Annotated in this window: 14 protein-coding genes; 9 read left to right on the top strand and 5 right to left on the bottom strand. The window is 72.0% G+C overall.

The window, feature by feature from the left end; all coding sequences use genetic code 11:
- Nucleotides 1-79: 79 nt before the first annotated feature.
- The 3 genes from ACIQNG_RS12955 to ACIQNG_RS12945 all read right to left on the bottom strand — a co-directional run bounded on the left by ACIQNG_RS12955 (nt 80) and on the right by ACIQNG_RS12945 (nt 4,081).
- Nucleotides 80-1,183, bottom strand: a complete 1,104-nt coding sequence (locus ACIQNG_RS12955; protein WP_401484563.1) for a hypothetical protein — start codon at nt 1,181-1,183, stop codon at nt 80-82.
- Between the two features lie 258 nt (nt 1,184-1,441).
- Entirely contained in the window at nt 1,442-1,969 is a 528-nt protein-coding gene (locus ACIQNG_RS12950) for a hypothetical protein (protein WP_401484561.1), read from the bottom strand.
- Nucleotides 1,970-2,320: 351 nt separating this feature from the next.
- On the bottom strand, nt 2,321-4,081 hold the full coding sequence (locus tag ACIQNG_RS12945; protein WP_401484559.1) for a serine hydrolase: 1,761 nt from the start codon (nt 4,079-4,081) through the stop codon (nt 2,321-2,323).
- Between the two features lie 205 nt (nt 4,082-4,286).
- Here ACIQNG_RS12945 and ACIQNG_RS12940 point away from each other — a divergent pair, with 205 nt between their 5' ends.
- The 3 genes from ACIQNG_RS12940 (at nt 4,287) to ACIQNG_RS12930 (ending at nt 8,351) form a co-directional block, all read left to right on the top strand.
- Nucleotides 4,287-5,399: an NAD(P)H-dependent flavin oxidoreductase gene (locus ACIQNG_RS12940; protein ID WP_401435344.1), complete on the top strand. Its 1,113-nt coding sequence runs from the start codon at nt 4,287-4,289 to the stop codon at nt 5,397-5,399.
- Nucleotides 5,396-6,958: an acyl-CoA synthetase gene (locus ACIQNG_RS12935; RefSeq protein WP_401484557.1), complete on the top strand. Its 1,563-nt coding sequence runs from the start codon at nt 5,396-5,398 to the stop codon at nt 6,956-6,958. The genes ACIQNG_RS12940 and ACIQNG_RS12935 overlap by 4 nt, the downstream gene beginning before the upstream one ends.
- Before the next feature lie 121 nt (nt 6,959-7,079).
- Nucleotides 7,080-8,351 carry a DUF418 domain-containing protein gene (locus ACIQNG_RS12930; RefSeq protein ID WP_401484555.1) on the top strand — a complete coding sequence of 424 codons (1,272 nt, stop codon included), beginning with the start codon at nt 7,080-7,082 and terminating at the stop codon, nt 8,349-8,351.
- Between the two features lie 220 nt (nt 8,352-8,571).
- Here ACIQNG_RS12930 and ACIQNG_RS12925 read toward each other — a convergent pair whose 3' ends face one another.
- Complete coding sequence (locus ACIQNG_RS12925) at nt 8,572-10,992, bottom strand: penicillin acylase family protein (protein ID WP_401484553.1); 2,421 nt, start codon at nt 10,990-10,992, stop codon at nt 8,572-8,574.
- Between the two features lie 176 nt (nt 10,993-11,168).
- On the opposite strand from ACIQNG_RS12925, the gene ACIQNG_RS12920 reads away from it, so the two are divergent.
- Together ACIQNG_RS12920 and ACIQNG_RS12915 are read left to right on the top strand one after the other, a co-directional pair.
- The gene (locus tag ACIQNG_RS12920) at nt 11,169-12,665 is read left to right on the top strand and encodes an acyl-CoA synthetase (RefSeq protein ID WP_401484551.1); all 1,497 of its coding nucleotides are present in this window, start codon (nt 11,169-11,171) and stop codon (nt 12,663-12,665) included.
- Nucleotides 12,666-12,700: 35 nt separating this feature from the next.
- Complete coding sequence (locus tag ACIQNG_RS12915) at nt 12,701-13,993, top strand: hypothetical protein (protein WP_401484549.1); 1,293 nt, start codon at nt 12,701-12,703, stop codon at nt 13,991-13,993.
- A 108-nt stretch (nt 13,994-14,101) separates the two neighbouring features.
- Here ACIQNG_RS12915 and ACIQNG_RS12910 read toward each other — a convergent pair whose 3' ends face one another.
- Entirely contained in the window at nt 14,102-15,715 is a 1,614-nt protein-coding gene (locus ACIQNG_RS12910) for an acyl-CoA synthetase (RefSeq protein WP_401484548.1), read from the bottom strand.
- A gap of 174 nt (nt 15,716-15,889) precedes the next feature.
- On the opposite strand from ACIQNG_RS12910, the gene ACIQNG_RS12905 reads away from it, so the two are divergent.
- From ACIQNG_RS12905 to ACIQNG_RS12890, 4 genes are read left to right on the top strand one after another with little or no spacing between them, the layout of a single operon-like run.
- Complete coding sequence (locus ACIQNG_RS12905) at nt 15,890-16,699, top strand: crotonase/enoyl-CoA hydratase family protein (RefSeq protein WP_401484546.1); 810 nt, start codon at nt 15,890-15,892, stop codon at nt 16,697-16,699.
- Between the two features lie 9 nt (nt 16,700-16,708).
- Entirely contained in the window at nt 16,709-17,668 is a 960-nt protein-coding gene (locus ACIQNG_RS12900; RefSeq protein ID WP_401484543.1) for a Zn-ribbon domain-containing OB-fold protein, read from the top strand.
- Nucleotides 17,665-18,735, top strand: coding sequence for a thiolase domain-containing protein (locus ACIQNG_RS12895; RefSeq protein ID WP_401484541.1), 1,071 nt, complete (start codon nt 17,665-17,667; stop codon nt 18,733-18,735). Before ACIQNG_RS12900 ends, ACIQNG_RS12895 begins: the two co-directional genes overlap by 4 nt.
- Nucleotides 18,732-19,898 carry a thiolase domain-containing protein gene (locus ACIQNG_RS12890; protein ID WP_401484539.1) on the top strand — a complete coding sequence of 389 codons (1,167 nt, stop codon included), beginning with the start codon at nt 18,732-18,734 and terminating at the stop codon, nt 19,896-19,898. The genes ACIQNG_RS12895 and ACIQNG_RS12890 overlap by 4 nt, the downstream gene beginning before the upstream one ends.
- Nucleotides 19,899-19,953: the final 55 nt, after the last annotated feature.

Below are 19,953 nucleotides of genomic sequence, written 5' to 3'. Positions count from 1 at the left end.
CGGTCGAGCTTTCTCGCTAGAGACGTTGGCTCGCCGAAGTACGGCGAGAGCGGACCGGGCGAGTCATACGAAACCCGGGCTAGCCTGCGGATGGAATACTGTTCATGTCTCGGAAGGCGGAACTTCCTTTTACTTTCCCGGTGACGTCGACGAGGTGAGCTGTCACACCCGTTTTCCCGGTGCCGAAAGCCGTCCTGGTGGATATGACATTGACAGATGCGATTTGCGGATTCCCGTCACAGGTCACCCGAACACTGGCACTACCCGTTGCCTTGCTGGGCGCTTGCGTCACCGAGACCTCAAGGGATCTCAAGTCGACGTCGTCGCACTTGTAGCTCACGGCGACTTTCACAGAACCGTCCGCTTCCGAGGTCGTGCGGCCGATCAGCGGGCTGACCTGGCAAGCAGGGCCGGACTGTGCCGTGGTGAACTTGTAGACAGACTTCACGCATTCTGTCTCATAGTCCGTCGGGGTATCGGTGAGCGGCGTGCCGCTGCAATTAAAATCTCGATACGCCATCACTGCCCGGCAATCCGCCCAGAGCGTGGACTTCCAGAATGTATTACTCGATGTGACGAAGAGGGAGTCGCTCTCGACCCCGTGATCGAGACTGAAGGTGTGACCGAATTCGTGCACTACTGTCCGCACGCCGTCTGTGTCGTTCTTCAGCAGTGTTGTCGACAGGCTCATGAAACTCTTGCATTCCGTAGCCGAGCAGCCCGTCGAGGCTGATCCTCGTGTGGACGGCCCGAGGTCTTCCGCGTCGATTTCGATGCCTGCCCGTGGCCCCGAGGAAAAGGGCTGCACACCTTCGACAAGGAATGATGCGGACGAGTCGCAGGGGGTGCCGAGAGCCTTGTTCCAGACGCAGGCTCCTTTCTTGACCAGCTCGCTGAGAGTGGCATTGTTCTTGAGTGCCTGCGACAGGCCGTAGGTCACTTGCGGTGACGAGCTGTTTCGGTTCGCATCGACATTCTGCTCCTTGGTCACACCACCCGTCTCCAGCGGAGCAAGAACTTGAGCGCGCAGCGGAGTGGGAACATGCGGAAGAGCGAACTGCTGACCACTGGTTTCGGTGCTCGGCTCGGCCACCTCGGCGCCCGGGCTGGCAACGGCGAACTGCACCCCGCACGCCACAGCAAGCGTGACGAAGAGCACAGCTAATAAATGTCTCATCTTCATGGAATCCCTCATCTTTCACTCAGTGATTCCTCGCCCATCCGTCCGGTGACGAGGATTGTGGCGCGTCAGCGAAACCGGAGATTCTCCGGACCCTTGAATCGCCCCGTACGGAATCCCCCGGGGCTCCTCTGCTCGCGCCCTTTCCCCCTGCGCGGGAGACGCGTGATCCCGTCGGCAGGGCTGCCTTCGCAGGCAAAGGGGTGAGCGGCTGGGCGGAGTTCGTGGCAGGGAGCCCTTCCCCGGTGCGGTGGTGCGTGGTCAGCCGCTGACGTCCACCCATTCGTAGGCGGAGGTGGTGCTGCCGCCGGTCCAGAACCCTCCGCCCATGACGTAGGGGTACCAGACCTCCGCGTACGCCCGCGTCGCGTACCAGCCCACTCCGCAGACCGGGCCGCCGTAGGCCAGGACGGTCGAGGGGCCGGTGGGCCCCCACCTGTCGCTGCCCGTCGTGCCGTAGGTCCAGTCGGTGCTCCGGCAGGTGGTCCAGGCACCCTGTGCCTCGTTCCAGAACCGCACGTCCAGCCGGGACCTGGCCTCCATCACCGCGGGCGTGACGCAGTCGCCCTGGAAGGCGTAGGCGTCGGCGTAGGCCAGGTTGCCCGAGAACGTTCCCGGGGTGATGTGGTCGATGCCCGCCTGGTCCCCGACGCAGTAGGACCCGGCCTGTTTGACCTTGACGATGCCGGTGAAGCTCCACGCCTGCGCCGACTGAGGAAGCGTCAGAGTGAGCACCAAGGCGAAGAGGGCGGCCAACGGGCCGAGGAGAAGCGATTTCCGTCGGGCCATGATGTCCCTTTCACATAGGAACAGTCGCTGACAACCGAACTTCTAGGCGCGTAACGCGGCGCCAGCGCGACCCACCGTAAGTGCTCCAACGCATTCTGTGAAGACTGTGCAGTCAAGGTGACCGTCCGGGCCCGCCCAGATCCACCGACGGCCGCCCACCGGCCCGATCAGCAACACCCGCCTCAACCAGAACACCCGCCGCGATCAGAAACACCCGTCCCCACCAGAGCACCCGTCCTCACCAGAGCACCAGTCCCCACCAGAGCACCCGCCCCGATCAGAAACACCCGCCCCGACCAGACACCCGCCCCGACCAGAAACACCAGCCCCGATCGGAAACACCCCCAGCGCTCAGTCAGCCGACGCCGTCCACCCCACCGCTCTGATCCGGGCCGCGTCGGCCGGACGGGTCTCGTCGAAGGCGACCCCGGCGGAGGTGGTGACGCGCAGGGCGTCCACGTAGCCGCCGCGTCCCACGTACAGGCGGTCCGTCGTGCAGCGCCAGCGCAGGGTGAGGGCGGTGGCCTCGGGGAGCGGGGCGGTGAGGCGGTGCCAGACGCGGCCGGACCAGCCGGTGACCGTGCCGGAGGGGTGCGCGTCGTGGCCGTCGGTGGTGAACGGCACCGGCCGCCAGGTGCCGCCGCCGTCGGTCGTGGCCTCCAGGGCGATCACGTCGGCGCGGGGCTCGGTGTCCCACCACAGGGAGCAGCGCAGGGTGCCGCCACCGCCGGAGGTGTCGAGCGCGGGCAGGGTCAGCGTGGCCGTCGTGTCACTCGCCGTCCCCGCGAACCAGGCCGTGCGCCCGCTCACCGGACGGACCCGTACCGCCCGCGCCAGCTGGTTCGCCGCCGCCACCCGGGGGGCCGACCCCGAACGCCAACTACGCACCGGGTGCACGGAGTTGCCGAGCAGCACGAGGAACGAGTCGGTCGTCGGGTCGAGCACCAGCGAGGTGCCGGTGAAGCCGGTGTGCCCGGCGGTGCGGGGCGTCGCCATCGCCCCCATGTACCAGTGCTGGTACAGCTCGAACCCCAGGCCGTGCTCGTCGCCCGGGAACGCCGTGTTGAAGTCGGTGAACATCAGCTCGACCGACTCGGGGCGCAGGATGCGGGCGCGGCCGTACGACCCGCCGTTGAGCAGGGTGCGGCCGAGCACCGCCAGGTCCCAGGCGTCGGAGAACACCCCGGCGTGCCCCGCGACCCCGCCGAGGCTGAACGCGTTCTCGTCATGCACCTCGCCCCACACCAGCCCCCGCTCCAGCCCCGACCAGGGCGTGCGGGCGTCCTCGGTGGCGGCGATCCCCGGTCTCCAGGACGCGGGCGGGTTGAACCGCGTACGGCGCATCCCGAGCGGGGCGGTGATCTCGGTCCGCAGCAGGGTGTCCAGGGCCCGCCCCGTGATCTTCTCCAGGACGAGCTGGAGCGAGATCAGATTGAGGTCGGAGTACAGATAGGCGGAGCCGGGCGCGTTCAGCGGCGCCTCGTTCCAGATGAGCCGGAGCTTGTCCTCGTAGGTCGGCGCGCTGTACAGCGGGATCCACGAGCGGAACCCCGAGGTGTGGGTGAGCAACTGCCGGATCGTGATGTCCTGCTTGCCCGCCGCCCCGAACTCCGGGAGGTGCGCGGCGACCCGCTCCTCCAGCCCCAGCGCGCCCCGCTCGATCAGCTGCACGGCGAGGATCGAGGTGAAGAGCTTGGAGACGGAGGCCAGGTCGAAGACGGTGTCCTCGGTCATCGGGAGCTGCTCGTCGGCCGGGAACTCGACCGCCGTGTCCGTCGACTCGTCGTACGCCGCGTAGCGCACCGCCATGCCGATCGGCTCGTGCAGGGCCACGGTCCCGCCGCGCCCGGCGAGCAGCACCGCGCCCGCGTACCAGGGATGCTTGGGGGAGGGGCCGAGGAACGTCCGCGCGTCGGCGACCAGTTGACGCAAGGGCGCGGCGAGCAGGCCCGCCCGCTCGGGCGAGCCGCGGCGCAGGGTCCGGCCGCGGGCTCCCGCCGGGGCGGCGCTCGCGGTGGCGGGCAGCGGCGCGAGGGTCAGCGCGCCACCCAGCAGCAGGGCGCGGCGGCCCAGTCGGCGGCGGGTGAGTCCGGTCGCCTTCTCCACGTCCATCGAACGCCCTCCCGTACCAGGAACTGAAAGTATCTTTCCGGGACCGCCCCGCGCAGTGAAACTTTCCTGTCAGGTGCGGAGGGTGTCAATGAGGCGGGTGGAGTCAATCACCTGACGCACTGTCAGGGGAGCGGGGCCGAAACTGATCTGACGTAGCGTCAGAAATAGCCTTCCGTCGTTCGCCCCGCTGCGGCATTCTGCGCCCATGCAGACGGAGTTGAGCAAGCGCCTGGGAATCGAGCACGCCGTCTTCGGCTTCACGCCGTTCCCCGCCGTCGCCGCGGCCATCAGCCGCGCGGGCGGCTTCGGCGTGCTCGGCGCGGTCCGCTACACCGCCCCCGACGACCTCAAGCGCGACCTCGACTGGATCGAGGCGCACGCGGAAGGCCGGCCCTACGGCCTCGACGTCGTCATGCCCGCCCGCAAGGTCGACGGCGTCACCGAGGCCGACGTCGAGGCGATGATCCCCGAACGGCACCGGACGTTCGTGCGGGACACCCTCGCCGAGCACGGCGTCCCCGAACTGGCCGAGGGCGAGGCGGCCGGCTGGCGGATCACCGGCTGGATGGAACAGGTCGCCCGCGGCCAGCTCGACGTCGCCTTCGACTACCCGATCCGGCTGCTCGCCAACGCCCTCGGTCCGCCCCCCGCCGACGTCATCGCCCGCGCCCATGGACACGGGGTGCTGGTGGCCGCGCTCGCGGGCAGCGCCCGGCACGCCCGCAAGCACCGGGAGGCGGGGATCGACATCGTGGTGGCCCAGGGCTACGAGGCCGGCGGCCACACCGGCGAGATCGCCTCGATGGTCCTCACCCCGGAGGTCGTCGAGGCCGTCGCCCCGCTGCCGGTGCTCGCCGCCGGAGGCATCGGCAGCGGACAGCAGATCGCCGCCGCCCTCGCCCTCGGCGCCCAGGGCGCCTGGCTCGGCTCGCTCTGGCTGACCACCACCGAGGCCGACCTCCACTCACCCGCCCTCACCCGCAAACTCCTCGCCGCCGGCTCCGGCGACACCGTCCGCTCCCGCGCCCTCACCGGGAAACCCGCCCGGCAACTGCGCACCGAGTGGACCGACGCCTGGGACGACCCCGCGGGTCCCGGCACCCTGCCCATGCCCCTGCAAGGGCTGCTGGTCGCCGACGCCGTCTCCCGCATCCAGAAGCACGAGGTCGAACCGCTGCTCGGCACCCCCGTCGGGCAGATCGTCGGCCGTATGACCAGCGAACGCAGTGTCCGGGCGGTCTTCGACGATCTCACCCGCGAGTTCGAGCGGGCCGTCGACCGCGTCAACCGCATCGCCGGAAGGAGCGGTACGTCATGACCTCCGCCGCCACCCAGCCCACCACCGGCTTCTGGGCCCAGGCCACCGCAGAACCCGACCGCGTCGTCCTCGTCGCCTCCGACGGCGAGGAGTGGACCGCCGGGCGGCTGCACGCCGCCGCCAACCGCATGGTGCACGGACTGCGCGCCGCCGGTCTGGAGCGCGGCGACTCCTTCGCCGTCGCCCTGCCCAACGGGCCCGAGTTCTTCGCCGCCTACCTCGCCGCCACCCAGGCCGGCTTCTACCTCGTCCCCGTCAACCACCACTTCGTCGCCCCCGAGATCGCCTGGATCGTCGCCGACTCCGGCGCCAAGGCCCTCATCGCCCACGAACGGTTCGCCGGACCCGTCCGCGCCGCCGCCGACGAGGCCGGCCTCGCCCCCGGCCGCCGGTACGCCGTCGGCACCATCGAGGGCTTCCGGCCGTACGCCGAACTCCTCGACGGACAACCCGACTCCGCGCCCGCCGACCGCACCATCGGCTGGGTCATGAACTACACCTCCGGCACGACGGGCCGCCCCCGGGGCATACGCCGCCCACTGCCCGGAAAACCCCCCGAGGAGTCGTACATGGGCGGCTTCCTCGGCGTCTTCGGCGTCGCGTCCTTCGACGGCAACGTCCACCTCGTCGGCTCACCGCTCTACCACACGGCCGTCCTCCAGTTCGCCGGCGCCTCCCTCCACGTCGGGCACCGGCTGGTGCTCATGGACAAGTGGACCCCCGAGGAGATGCTCCGCCTCATCGACCACCGCAAATGCACCATCACCCATATGGTGCCCACCCAGTTCCACCGCCTGCTCGCCCTCCCGGAGGAGACCCGAAGGGCCTACGACGTCTCCTCCATGCGGCACGCCATACACGGCGCCGCGCCCTGCCCCGAGCACGTCAAGCGGGCGATGATCGACTGGTGGGGGCCGTGCGTGGAGGAGTACTACGCCGCCAGCGAGGGCGGTGGCACGTTCGTGACCGCCGAGGACTGGCTGAAGAAGCCCGGCACCGTCGGCAGGGCCTGGCCGATCAGCGAGGTCGCCGTCTTCGACGACGACGGCAACCGGCTGCCGCCCGACGAACTCGGCACCATATACATGAAGATGAACATCGGAGGCTTCGCCTACCACAAGGACGAGGCCAAGACCCGTAAGAACCGGATCGGCGACCTCTTCACCGTCGGCGACCTCGGCGTCCTGGACGAGGACGGCTACCTGTTCCTGCGCGACCGCAAGATAGACATGATCATATCGGGCGGGGTCAACATCTACCCGGCCGAGATAGAGTCCGCGCTCCTCGCCCACCCGGGCGTCGCCGACGCCGCCGCCTTCGGCATCCCGCACGACGAATGGGGCGAGGAGGTCAAGGCGGTCGTGGAACCCGCCCCCGGCGAGGAACCGGGCCCCGACCTCGCCGCGTCGCTCCTCGCCCACTGCGCCGAACGGCTCGCCAAGTACAAACGGCCCCGCAGCGTCGACTTCATCGCCGAGATGCCGCGCGACCCCAACGGCAAGCTGTACAAGAGGCGGCTGCGCGAGCCGTACTGGGAGGGCCGCCGGAGGGCGGTCTGACAGACGGTGCCACGCGGACGCCGATCGGCGTGAACGGGCCCCGGGACGTCATTCTTTGGTCGGCCGCACGACGACCTTCGGCCGATCCCGCCGCACCGGGCCGCCTTCCTAGCGTGAGGGCATGACGCTCACGAAGACGGCGGGCCGCCCGGCGCGCGGGGGAGTACGGCCGGGAGAACGGGCACTCGCCCCCGACCTGGCACGCGGGATCATGCTGCTGGGCATCGTCCTGTCCAACACCGCGTTCCACCTCTGGGCCGCCCCCCGAGGCCCGGCCGGCTGGCAGCCGGTAGACGGCTCCTGGCTCGACCACACCGTGCAATTCACCATGATCATCATGCTCGACCTGCGGTTCTACCCGCTGTTCGCCTTCCTCTTCGGCTACGGCATGATGCAGCTCTACCTCCGCCAGACCACCGCCGGAACCGGCGAACGCGACGCCGTGAAGCTCCTGCGCCGCCGCAGCCTGTGGCTGATCGTCATCGGCCTGCTGCACGCCTGCCTGCTCATGGCGGGCGACATCCTCGGCTACTACGGCGTCCTCAGCCTGATCGTCGGCTTCGCCTTCCTGCGCCGCGGCGAACGCACCCTCCGCGTGTGGTCGGCCATCGCCGTCGCCCTGATGCTGCTCTTCGCCGCCGCGCCCGTCGTCGTCGCACTGCTCCAGGGCGACCCCCTCGCCACCGTCGGCGACGCGGGCGGCGACGCGGGCGACAGGGCGTACGGCGCGTACCAGGAGAGCTGGCTCGACGCCGCCGGGACCCGGGCGGTGACCGGACTGTTCCTCACCTTCGCCATCGCCCCGCTGGCCATGGTCAGCGGCGCGTTCGTGCTGTTCCTGCTGGGCTTCCTCGCGGCCCGCCACCGCGTCCTGGAGGAACCCGGCCGCCACCTCTGCCTGCTGCGCCGGACCGCCGTCATCGGTATCGCCGTCGGCTGGCTCGGCGCCCTGCCCGCCGCGCTCGCCCACATCGGCGTCCTCGACGTACCGGCCGACATGCAGAGCGAGTCGGGGGTCCTGACCACCCTGCGCGATGTCACCGGCAACGCGGCCGGAATCGGCTACGTCGCCGCCCTGACCCTCCTCGCGCACTGGTGGTCCGGCCGCACCCGCCGCCGGGGCGCCACGGCCGTGACGGCGGTGGCGTCCGTGGGGAAACGCTCGATGTCCTGCTACCTCGCCCACTCGCTGCTCTTCGCCCCGCTCCTCGCCGCCTGGGGCCTCGGCCTCGGCGAACACCTCGGCAGCGCCACGATGGCCCTGTTCGGCCTCGGCGTCTGGCTGATCACCGTGGCGGGCGCCTACGCCCTGGAACGCGCCGGCCGCCGCGGCCCCGCCGAAGCGGTGCTACGACGGCTGATGTACGGCCCCGCCGGGAGCCGTACGCGCTGAGGGGCACGGGCCCGCCACCCACCGCTCGGCGGAACCCGCGCCCCCCGGGACGCCCGGCGTCAGCGTCGCCGGCGCCCCGGGACGCCCGGTGTCAGCGTCGCCGGCGCCACGGGACGCCCGGTGGCAGCGACGCGCACCCGCGGACGCCCGGCGTCAGCGGCGCTCGCGCACTCCCGGACATTCGACGTCAGCGGGCTCGCGCACCCCCGGACGCCCCGCGTCAGCGGCGCTCGCGCACGGTCACCACCTTCAGCGAGGGCGACTTGAGGATGTCCTTCTCGCAGAACCGGGACGTCACCCATCGCTCGTCGGAGAACAGCCGCGTCTGATCGGCGAAGTGCGGTGACGCGGGGTTCGAGGACTGGGAGTACGTCAGCAGCGTCCGGGCCACCGGACACGGGCCGCCGTCCCAGCCCACCGCCTGGAGGTAGCTGGAGCCCATGCCCACCTCCCGGTAGCCGCCGTTCACCGCGTCCCACTCCGGCTCGATCTTGTTCCACACGCCCAACGACTCGGTGCCACCGGGCATCGGCAGCCGCTCTCCGCCGCGGACCACCGTCTGATGCTCGCCGAGCCGGGCGTCGAGCGCGATCCCCGCCGCCCGCAACTCGGCGACCGCGTCGGCCAGCGCGGTCGCCGCACCCGGCGCCGCCGTGTCCAGCGTGTGCGGGGTGCGCACCGGATCGGCCGGGTCGAACGGCACCTTCCACAGCCGGGCGGGTGCCACGTTCACCCGCAGCTTGCGCCAGAACCGGTCGAAGAGCAGCGCGCCCCGGCTGGCCGTGTCCGCCGTACGGTCCCAGTCCTCCAGCACCCGGCACGCCTCGCCGACCGCGACGGGCTTCCCGTCACCGCCGGTCGCCGTACCGCCGGGCAGCGCGGCGCACATCCTCGCCACGTCCCCGGCGGTGAGATCACCCGCGGGCACCCGGTTCGCGAACTGCAGTTCCCGAAGGTCCCGCACGGTCAGGTCACCCCGGTCGGCCATCGCCGCCACGTCCTCGATCCCCCCGCGCGTACGCAGCGAGCGGGGCGTGCCCTGGTTCCCGAAGACCCGCTCGTACCCCGTCACCGGCCGGTCGGCGTTGGCCAGCCACGCGCTGTCGTTGGAGTTCACCGCGTACGGCGCGTCCTTGAGCACCGGCATCCTCGCCGGACCGAAGATCCCGGGCTGTACGGCGTCGGCGTCCCGGCCGGGCGCACAGGCGCCGCGCGAGCCGTCCAGCACCGCGAGCCCGGTCGCCGGGTAGGTGACCTGCCCGAGCGGCGTGGAGCAGCGGGCCGCCAGGTCGTCCGTGATCCGGGGGAGGACCTGGGACTGGGTGAACAGCGTGCCGCCCCGCGCGTCGGCGGCGACCGTGTTCACCCAGGGCAGTCCCTGGGTGTCGCGCAGCGCCCGCAGGACGCCTTCGGTGGTGCGGGCCCGGCCGAACCCGAGCGAGGTGTCGGACATCCGCAGGTTCGCGGTGTTCGGGTCGTTGAGCGCGTACGCGGTGCTCCGCGTCCACGGCAGCGGCACCGACGCGCCGAACGAGGTGATCACCGGCCCGTAGCGGGTCCACCACTGGGTCCGGGTCACCGGCTCGCCGTCCTGTCCCGGCACGGTCACCCGGCGTGCGGTCATCCGCTCCCGGTCGCCGTCCACGACGTAGACCGTCGGGTCGTCCGGGTCCAGGGTCAGCTGGTGCAGGGTGAGCGGAACGCCGGTGGAGACGGTGTGGCTCCACGCCAGGTGCGCGTTGTGGCCGATGACGACGGTCGGCGAGCCGAGCAGCGTGGCCCCGGACACATTGAGCCGGCCGGGGACGGTCTGCTGCGCCTGCCAGAAGCGCCGCCCGCCCTGCCACGGGTAGTGCGGGTTGCCGAGCAGCAGCCCGCGCCCGTTCGCCGTGGTCCCACCGCCGAACGCCACGGCGTTGGAACCCATGTCCGACCGGTCCCGCGCGAACCGCTCACGGACGGCCCGCGCGGTGGCGTCGGTGTCGATCCCGGCCGGCTCCTCCGACCCGGCGGTCGTCGGCGGTCGCGCGGCCGTGATGGCGTCCACGGCCCCGCCCTCGCCGCCGATCACCGCGAGCGCGTAGCCCCGTACCGCCACGTCGAAGGTGCTCACGGGCCGCACCCAGTCGGCGCCCCGGCACGTCGGGTCGGTGATCCGGTTCTGCTTCAGCCAGGCGTTGTACCCGGCCGCGAACCCGCGCATCAGGTCCTTCGCGTCCCGGCTCGGTCCGGCGGGCGCCGGTGTGGCCAACTGCCGCTGCACCGTGCCGGCCTCCCGGACCCCGCGGAAGTACAGGTCGCTGGAGAGATTGCGCCGGGCCGAGGACAGCGCCGGATCGGCGGGGGCGTCGGCACCGAAGTACCGGGAGCGGTCGCCGCGTACGGTCACGAAGCCGTCGGCGAGGGTGCACACCTGGTCGGCGGCCTGCGCCCAGCCGGTGCCGAAGCCGAGGTCCGCGTAGTCACGCGCGACGATGTGCGGGATGCCGTACTCGGTGTAGCGGATGACGGCGGACAGCCCGCCGTGCGTGGGGCGGTCCTCCTGACGGTCCGGTGCCGGAGCCGCCGCGGCGGGCAGCGCGGTGGCCGCGGTGATCAAGGCGGCGGCCAGGACGGTGAGCCGTCCCAGACGTGCGCGCATCGTGCCTCCCAACGTCGTTGAGGGAAGGAGCGGTTGAGCGTACCAACGGGTATGCCGTTCGGTCGGCAGGCGCTCGGCGCGCGTCGCGGGCCGCTGCCCGGCGGGCGAACCGGCACGTCCGGCCCCCGGTCCCGTCTCTTGACCTCGTCCCGGTGCGGGACTGAGGATCAACCCTCATGACGCCCGGACACCACAGCACGGTTGACGGGGTGCTGCGGCGCAGCGCCCGCCGCACCCCGGCCCGGACGGCCGTCGAGTACCGCGACCGCGCCTGGACCTACGGGGAACTGGACGAGGCCGTCTCCCGCGCGGCGGCCGTCCTGCGCGCCGAAGGACTCGCCCCCGGCGACCGCGTCGCCGCCTACGGCCACAACTCCGACGCCTACCTCATCGCCTTCCTCGCCTGCGCCCGCGCGGGCCTGGTCCATGTCCCGGTCAACCAGAACCTCACGGGCGACGACCTCGCCTATCTGCTCGGGCAGTCCGGCAGCGCCCTGGTGCTCGCCGACCCGGACCTCACCGACCGGCTGCCCGCGGGGACCCGCGCACTGCCCCTGCGGGACGCCGGCGGCTCGCTGCTCGCCCGACTGCCGCGGACGGCGCCGTACGACGGTCCGGAGGCGGCCGGCGAGGACCTGGTCCAGCTGCTTTACACCTCGGGCACCACCGCCCTGCCCAAGGGCGCGATGATGACCCACCGCGCCCTCGTGCACGAGTACCTGAGCGCGATCACCGCCCTGGACCTCAGCGCCGGGGACCGTCCGGTGCACTCGCTGCCGCTCTACCACTCGGCGCAGACCCATGTGTTCCTGCTGCCGTACCTCGCGGTCGGCGCCACCAATGTCATCCTGGACGCCCCGGACGGCGACCGGATCCTCGACCTGATCGAACAGGGCCGCGCGGACAGCCTGTTCGCCCCGCCGACCGTGTGGATCGCCCTGGCCGGCCGGCCCGACTTCGCCACCCGCGACCTCGGCGGGCTCCGCAAGGCGTACTACGGGGCCTCGATCATGCCGGTGCCCGTGCTGGAGCGGCTGCGCGCCCGGCTGCCCGCACTGGCCTTCTACAACTGCTTCGGGCAGAGCGAGATCGGCCCGCTCGCCACCGTGCTCGGCCCCGACGAGCACGAGGGCCGGATGGACTCCTGCGGCCGTCCCGTGCTCTTCGTGGACGCACGGGTGGTGGACGAGGCCGGCGCCGAGGTGCCCGCGGGCACCCCCGGCGAGATCGTCTACCGCTCACCGCAGCTGTGCGAGGGCTACTGGGGCAAGCCCGAGGAGACCGAAGAGGCGTTCCGCGACGGCTGGTTCCACTCCGGTGACCTGGCCGTGAAGGACATCGACGGCTACTTCACCATCGTCGACCGGATCAAGGACGCCATCAACTCCGGTGGCGTCATGGTCGCCTCACGCCAGGTCGAGGACGCCCTCCACACCCATGAGGCGGTGGCCGAGGTCGCCGTCGTCGGGCTGCCCGACGAGCGGTGGATCGAGGCGGTCACGGCGGTGGTCGTCGCCCGCGGCGAGGTCTCCGAAGCGGACCTCATCGCCCACGCCCGCGACCGGCTCGCCCCCTTCAAGGCCCCCAAGCGGGTCGTCTTCGTGGACGCCCTGCCCCGCAACGCCAGCGGCAAGATCCTGAAGCGCGAGCTGCGCGACCGCTTCTCACACTGACCCGGGACCCTTTCTCCCACCGAAACGAGCCACAGGTGAACGACGAGCCGAGCAGCGCGACAGCGACCGCGACCGCGACGGCGACAGCGACAGCGATGGCGACGGGCGTACGGCAGAGCGTCTCGGTCGTCCTGCCGGTCTTCCTGGCGGGGGAACCGGACTGGGCGCGCGGGCCGTTGCCCTTCCCCGGCGGGGAGCGCGACTGGGACGCCGAGCGCCGCCGCCCGTACTTCGCCCCGGCGGTGGCCCGCGCCCTCTACGACCGCCGCTGGCACCGTACGGCGTCCGTGACCGCGGGCCCGCTCACCCTGTGCGGTCTGGAGCTGCTCGGCACCGCCGTACCGGGCGCCCCGCGCAGCGGCCTCGGCCTGCTCCACCTCGACGTCACCGGCCCCGCGCTGCTGCCGGTGCTCCGGGCCATAGGCCACCGGCCCGGCGCGCTCCCCGACCCGCTGACCGGAGCCCTGGACCCGGCCGTGCTGTTCCGCGGTGCCGCCGACACCAGCCCGCCCCGGGCGCCCTTCGCCCTCGCCCGCCCCTACACCGTCGCGTTCTTCACCCCCGGCCCCGCCCACCCGGCCGCCCCGCCCGACGGCGACCGGCCGTCCGCCGACGCCGACCGCCGGCTCCACTCGCTCGCCGCCCGCGCGACCGAGCGGGACATCCCGCTCACCCCGCAGCGCCTGGAGCGCATCGCACAGGAAGCCATCCGGATATCCGCCGACTGGAGCGCGCTGGTCGGCCGGCACGGCGCCGCCTACCTGGGCCACCGGCCCGACCGGGGCGAAGGCGACTTCTACGGCTTCGCCCAGGGCCTGGTCCGCTCGGTCCACCTGGACGCGCTGCTCCTCGGCATGGTCCAGCGCGATCACATCGACGCCCTCGGCGACCAGCTCTCCACCGTCTTCGACACCGGCCCCGGACTCGCCCGGCGGGTGGCCGCCCTGGAGGCCGACATCGCCGCGTTCCGCAGCGCGTACTGGCGGCGCCACCAGAATGTGCACGGCCCCGCCGACGGGGTGCTCCGCGCCTTCCACACCCAGCACCGGCTCCCCGACCTGTTCGCGGACATCCTCTCCGAGGCCGCCGACTACAGCCGGCTGGTGCAGACCCGCGAGAGCCAGCAGATCGCCGGCGCGCTCGGGGTCCTCACGGTGCTGGGCCTGCCGCTGGGCACCGCCCTGTCGATCCTCCAGGTACTGGGCGACGACAACCCCTGGCATCTGCTGACCGCCCTCGGCGCGGCCCTCGCCGTCACGGGAGCCGCCCTCACGACCCGATACGGCCGCCTGGTCCTGACGTCCTTACGAGGACACCCACGCCGGTGACAGACCGGGCGGCCTGCGCCGGTGACCCTCCGTTGCCCGCCGGCCGCGCCCCACCCACGCCACCCCACGACCCCCACGCCCCCCACAACCCCTTCGACCGCCCCGGAATCACCCCGTCGCCGTCGCCGCCACCTCGCGGGCCCATCGGTAGTCCGCCTTGCCGCTCGGCGAGCGTCGGATCGCCTCGGTCAGTACCAGTTGCCGGGGGACCTTGTAGCCGGCCAGCAGGGTCCGGCAGTGGCGCTGCACCTCCTCCAGGGACAGCGGCGCCGCCCCTTCCCGTAGCTGCACCACCGCCGCCACCTGGTTGCCCCACCGCGGGTCCGGCACCCCGGCCACCAGGGCGTCGTACACATCGGGGTGGGACTTGAGGGCCTGTTCGACCTCCTCCGGGTACACCTTCTCGCCCCCGGTGTTGATGCACTGCGAGCCCCGGCCGAGGACGGTGACCACGCCCTCGGCGTCCACCGTGGCCATGTCCCCCAGCAGCACCCAGCGCTGACCGTCCTTCTGGAAGAAGGTCTCGGCGGATTTCCGCCGGTCGTTGTAGTAGCCGAGCGGGACATGGCCGCGCTGGGCGATCCGGCCGACCTCACCGACCGCCACCGGCTCGTACGTCGCCGGATCCACCACCCGGGTACGGGAGTTGACGCGGATGCGGAAGCCGCGCTCGGGCCCGGAGTCCTCGGTCGCGGTGCCGTTGAAACCGGACTCGGAGGACCCGAAGTTGTTGAGCAGCATGACGTTCGGGACGAGTGCGAGGAACTGCCGCCGCACGGTCTCCGACATGATCGCCCCGGAGGAGGAGACGCTGAACAGCGAGGAGCAGTCCGTGCCCTTCATCGGCCCGTTCAGCGCGTCGATCAGCGGGCGCAGCATCGCGTCCCCGACCAGGGACACGCTGGTGACCCGCTCCTTCTCGATCGTCCGCAGCACCTCCACGGGCACGAACTTGCGGTGCACCACGACCCGTTGCCCCAAGTCGAAGCCGATGAACGCGGTCAGGGTGGAGGTGCCGTGCATCAGCGGGGCCGTCGGGAAGAACGTGATGCCCTCGCCCCCGGCGGCGACCCGCTCGGCCAGTTCCTCGGGCCGCTGCACCGGCTCTCCGGTCGGCGCCCCACCGCCCAGCCCTGAGAAGAAGAGGTCCTCCTGGCGCCACATCACCCCCTTCGGCATGCCCGTGGTGCCGCCGGTGTAGATGATGAACTGGTCGTCGGCCGACCGCCGCGGGAAGTCCCGCTCGGCCGGGGCGGCGGCCTCCGCCTGCGCGAACGGTGTGCCGGGACCGGCGTCGTCGCCGCCCGCACCCACCCGCAGCACCTGCCGCACCTTCGGCGCCCTCGGCAGCGCCGCCGCCACCCGGTCCCCGAACTCCGCGTCGTAGACCAGCGCCACGAGATCGGCGTCCTGGTAGAGATAGGCCAGTTCCTCCTCCACGTACCGGTAGTTGACGTTCACCGGCACGATCCGGGCCTTGAGGCAGCCCAGTACAGTCTGGAGGTACTCGACGCCGTTGAAGAGGTGCAGGCCGAGGTGCTCGCCCGGCCGGACACCGCTGTCCAGGAGATGGTGGGCGACGCGGTTGGCCGCCGCGTCGAGTGCGGCGTAGGTCAGCCGGCGCTCCGCGCCCGTGCCCGGACGGTCGATGTGGACCAGCGCCTCACGGTCCGGGACCACGTCCACGACCGACTCGAACAGGTCGGCAAGGTTGTATTCCACCGCTCCTCCTGACGCCGGACCCCGGGTTGCCGGTCATCAGAGCAAAGGGCGCCCCAACTGTGAAGGGCTCGCGCACCAGAAATCTGACTACCTGTCAGAAAACTCTTGAAGTGACTCCCCGGCTGCTGCAACCTGTTCTCGTTCTGTCGGTGGGAGTCCGAGGGGAGACGGTCGATGGATGGAACGGAACACCTCACCGAACGACGGGCGGGCGCGACACTCGTGCTCACACTCAACCGGCCCGGGGCGAGGAACGCGCTCTCGCTGCCGATGCTGGTGGGCCTGTACGACGGCTGGCTCCGGGCCGACGCCGACGACGGGATCCGCTCGATCGTGCTCACCGGCGCGGGCGGCGCCTTCTGCGCGGGCATGGACCTCAAGGCCCTCGCCGGCGACGGGACGGCGGGCCAGGACCACCCGGAGCACCGCGCCCGGTTCAAGGAGGACCCGGATCTGCACTGGAAGGCGATGCTGCGCCACCATCGCCCCCGCAAACCGGTGATCGCCGCCGTGGAAGGCCCCTGTGTCGCGGGCGGCACCGAGATCCTCCAGGGCACCGACATCAGAGTCGCGGGCGAGTCGGCCACCTTCGGCCTCTTCGAGGTACGGCGCGGTCTGTTCCCGATCGGCGGCTCCACCGTCCGGCTGCCCCGCCAGATCCCGCGCACCCACGCCCTGGAGATGCTGCTCACCGGCCGCCCCTACACCGCCCGCGAGGCCGCCGGCATCGGACTGATCGGCCAGGTCGTCCCCGACGGCCAGGCCCTCACCAAGGCCCTGGAGATCGCCGAACGGATCAACGCCTGCGGCCCGCTCGCCGTCGAGGCGGTCAAGGCGTCCGTGTACGCCACCGCCGAGATGACCGAGACCGACGGACTCGCCGACGAACTCACCCGGGGCCGACCCGTCTTCGACACCGCCGACGCCAGGGAAGGCACCCGCGCCTTCACGGAGAAACGCCCTCCCGTCTACAAGCGCGCGTAGGAGAGTCCCGTGCCCGAGATCCTCAAAGCCCCCCTGGTCGTCGAGTTCCCCTTCACCCGCTCCCTCGGCCCCGTCCAGAGCGCCTTCCTCACCGGGCTGCGCGAACGGGTCGTCCTCGGGGTCCGCACCGGCGACGGCCGCGTCCTCGTCCCGCCCGTCGAGTACGACCCCGTCACTGCCGAGGAGATCCGCGATCTGGTCGAGGTCGCCGCCACCGGCACGGTCACCACCTGGGCCTGGAACCACCGGCCCCGCAGGGGCCAGCCGCTCGCCACCCCCTTCGCCTGGGTCCTCGTCCGCCTCGACGGCGCCGACACCGCGCTCCTGCACGCCCTCGACGCGCCCGGCCCCGAATCCGTCCGCACCGGGATGCGGGTCCGCGTCCGCTGGGCCGCCGAACCCACCGGAGCCATCACCGACATCGCCTGCTTCGACCCCCACGACGGCCCGGCCGCCCGCCCTGCCCGGCCCGCCGCGCACCCCGGCACCTTCGCCGACCCGGTCACCGGCATCGTCGCCCCCGCCCGCCTCGACTACACCTACACGCCCGGCCGCGCCACCACCCGCTATCTGCACGCCCTCGCCGACCACCGCGCGGTCGGCGAACGCTGCCCCTCCTGCCACAAGGTCTACGTCCCCCCGCGCGGCGCCTGCCCCACCTGCGGTGTCGCCACCACCGACCAGGTCGAGACCGGCCCCCGCGGCACCGTCACCACCTTCTGCATCGTCAACATCAAGGCTTCCCACACGGCGAACCTGGACATCGAAGTCCCCTACGTCTACGCCCACATCGCCCTCGACGGCGCCGACCTCGCCCTGCACGGCCGCATCGGCGGCATCCCCTACGACCAGGTACGGATGGGCCTGCGCGTCGAACCCGTGTGGACCGACGGCAGCCGCTACCCCGACCACTACCGGCCCACCGGCGAACCCGACGCGGACTACGACACCTACAAGGAGCTGCTGTGACCGGGCACCCGCACCCGGCGGCGCGCGAGATCGCCGTCGTCGCGTTCGCGCAGACCGACCACCGGCGCACCAGCGACGAATCCTCCGAGGTCGAGATGGTGATGCCGGTCCTGCACCAGGTGCTGGACGCGACCGGCCTGAAGACCGCCGACATCGGCTTCACCTGCTCCGGCTCCAGCGACTATCTCGCCGGCCGCGCCTTCTCGTTCACCATGGCCCTCGACGGCGTCGGCGCCTGGCCCCCCATCTCCGAGTCCCATGTCGAGACGGACGGCGCCTGGGCGCTCCACGAGGCATGGACCAAACTCCTCACCGGGGAGACCGACACCGCCCTCGTCTACGCCTACGGCAAGTCCTCGCCCGGCTCCGTGCGCGACGTCCTCACCCGTCAGCTCGACCCGTACTACGTCGCCCCCCTGTGGCCCGACGCGATCGCCCTCGCCGCCCTCCAGGCCCAGGCCCTCATCGACACCGGCGCCACCGACGAACCGGCCCTCGCCGCCGTCGCCGCCCGCAGCCGCGCCGACGCCACCGCCAATCCGCACGCCCAGCTCAGCGGCCCGGTCCCGCACGGGGAGTACGCCGTACGGCCGCTGCGCACCGGCGACTGCCCGCCCGTCGGCGACGGCGCCGCCGCGGTGATCCTCGCCGCCGGTGCCCGCGCCCGCGACCTGTGCGCGCGGCCCGCCTGGATCCGCGGTCTCGACCATCGCATCGAGGCCCACAGCCTGGGCGTGCGCGACCTCACCGACTCGCCGTCCACCCGCCTCGCCGCCGCACGCGCGGGCGCCTTCGACCGGCCCGTGGACACCGCCGAACTGCACGCGCCCTTCACCTCCCAGGAGATCGTCCTGCGCAGGGCGCTGCGGCTCGGCGACGACGTACGGGTCAATCCCTCCGGCGGCGCGCTCGCCGCCAACCCGGTGATGGCCGCCGGGCTGATCCGGATCGGCGAGGCCGCCGCGGCGATCCACCGGGGCGATTCCGACCGGGCCCTCGCCCACGCCACCTCCGGCCCCTGTCTCCAGCAGAACCTGGTCGCCGTACTCGAAGGGGATCCGCGATGAGCAAGGAGCCCGTGGCCGTCGTCGGCATCGGCCAGACCAAGCACGTCGCCGCCCGTCGGGACGTGTCGATCGCCGGACTGGTCCGCGAGGCCGCGCGACGCGCCCTGGACGACGCCGGGTCGGCGTGGGCCGACATCGACGCCGTCGTCATCGGCAAGGCGCCCGACTTCTTCGAGGGCGTCATGATGCCCGAGCTGTATCTCGCGGACGCGCTCGGCGCGGTCGGCAAGCCGATGCTGCGGGTGCACACCGCCGGCTCCGTCGGCGGCTCCACCGCCCTCGTCGCCGCGCAACTGGTCGCCGCCCGTGTCCACGGCACCGTGCTCACCCTCGCGTTCGAGAAGCAGTCCGAGTCCAACGCCATGTGGGGACTGTCCCTGCCCATCCCCTTCCAGCAGCCGCTGCTGGCCGGCGCGGGCGGCTTCTTCGCCCCGCACATACGCGCCTACATGCGGCGCAGCGGAGCCCCCGACGCCATCGGCTCCCTCGTCGCCTACAAGGACCGCCGCAACGCGCTCAAGAACCCCTACGCCCACCTCCACGAGCACGGCATCACCCTGGAGAAGGTCCGGTCCTCGCCGATGCTCTGGGACCCCGTCCGCTACTCGGAGACCTGCCCGTCCTCCGACGGTGCCTGCGCGATGGTCCTCACCGACCGGGCCGGGGCCGCCCGCGCCCCGCACCCGCCCGCCTGGATGCTGGGCGGCGCCATGCGCAGCGAGCCGACCATGTTCGCGGGCAAGGACTTCGTCTCCCCGCAGGCAGGCAAGGACTGCGCCGTCGACGTCTACCGGCAGGCCGGGATCACCGACCCGCGCCGGGACATCGACGCCGTCGAGATGTACGTGCCGTTCTCCTGGTACGAGCCGATGTGGCTGGAGAACCTCGGCTTCGCCGCCGAGGGCGAGGGCTGGAAGCTCACCGAGTCCGGCGTGACCGAACTCGACGGCGATCTGCCGGTCAACATGTCCGGCGGGGTGCTCTCGACCAACCCCATCGGCGCCTCCGGCATGATCCGCTTCGCCGAGGCCGCGCTCCAGGTCCGCGGACAGGCGGGCGAGCACCAGGTCGACGGGGCCCGCCGGGTGCTCGGACACGCCTACGGCGGCGGCTCGCAGTTCTTCTCCATGTGGCTCGTCGGCGACCGGCCCCCGGAGCGCTGACCCATCCCCTCACACGGCCTGTCGGCCCCGGGATGCGATCGCTAGGCTGAGCCGC

The organism is Streptomyces sp. NPDC091377, from assembly GCF_044757045.1.
Lineage (GTDB): Bacteria > Actinomycetota > Actinomycetes > Streptomycetales > Streptomycetaceae > Streptomyces.
The sequence above is the reverse complement of the archived record's forward strand: the minus strand, read 5'-3'. Positions and strand labels throughout refer to the sequence as shown.

What these genes read in the sequence shown, in the direction of transcription:
- ACIQNG_RS12930 (WP_401484555.1), top strand. Translation starts at nt 7,080, where the DNA reads ATGACGCTCACGAAGACGGCGGGCCGCCCGGCGCGCGGGGGAGTACGG.
- ACIQNG_RS12940 (WP_401435344.1), top strand. Translation starts at nt 4,287, where the DNA reads ATGCAGACGGAGTTGAGCAAGCGCCTGGGAATCGAGCACGCCGTCTTC.
- ACIQNG_RS12945 (WP_401484559.1), bottom strand. Translation starts at nt 4,081, where the DNA reads ATGGACGTGGAGAAGGCGACCGGACTCACCCGCCGCCGACTGGGCCGC.
- ACIQNG_RS12950 (WP_401484561.1), bottom strand. Translation starts at nt 1,969, where the DNA reads ATGGCCCGACGGAAATCGCTTCTCCTCGGCCCGTTGGCCGCCCTCTTC.
- ACIQNG_RS12925 (WP_401484553.1), bottom strand. Translation starts at nt 10,992, where the DNA reads ATGCGCGCACGTCTGGGACGGCTCACCGTCCTGGCCGCCGCCTTGATC.
- ACIQNG_RS12890 (WP_401484539.1), top strand. Translation starts at nt 18,732, where the DNA reads ATGAGCAAGGAGCCCGTGGCCGTCGTCGGCATCGGCCAGACCAAGCAC.
- ACIQNG_RS12955 (WP_401484563.1), bottom strand. Translation starts at nt 1,183, where the DNA reads ATGAAGATGAGACATTTATTAGCTGTGCTCTTCGTCACGCTTGCTGTG.
- ACIQNG_RS12935 (WP_401484557.1), top strand. Translation starts at nt 5,396, where the DNA reads ATGACCTCCGCCGCCACCCAGCCCACCACCGGCTTCTGGGCCCAGGCC.
- ACIQNG_RS12920 (WP_401484551.1), top strand. Translation starts at nt 11,169, where the DNA reads ATGACGCCCGGACACCACAGCACGGTTGACGGGGTGCTGCGGCGCAGC.
- ACIQNG_RS12905 (WP_401484546.1), top strand. Translation starts at nt 15,890, where the DNA reads ATGGATGGAACGGAACACCTCACCGAACGACGGGCGGGCGCGACACTC.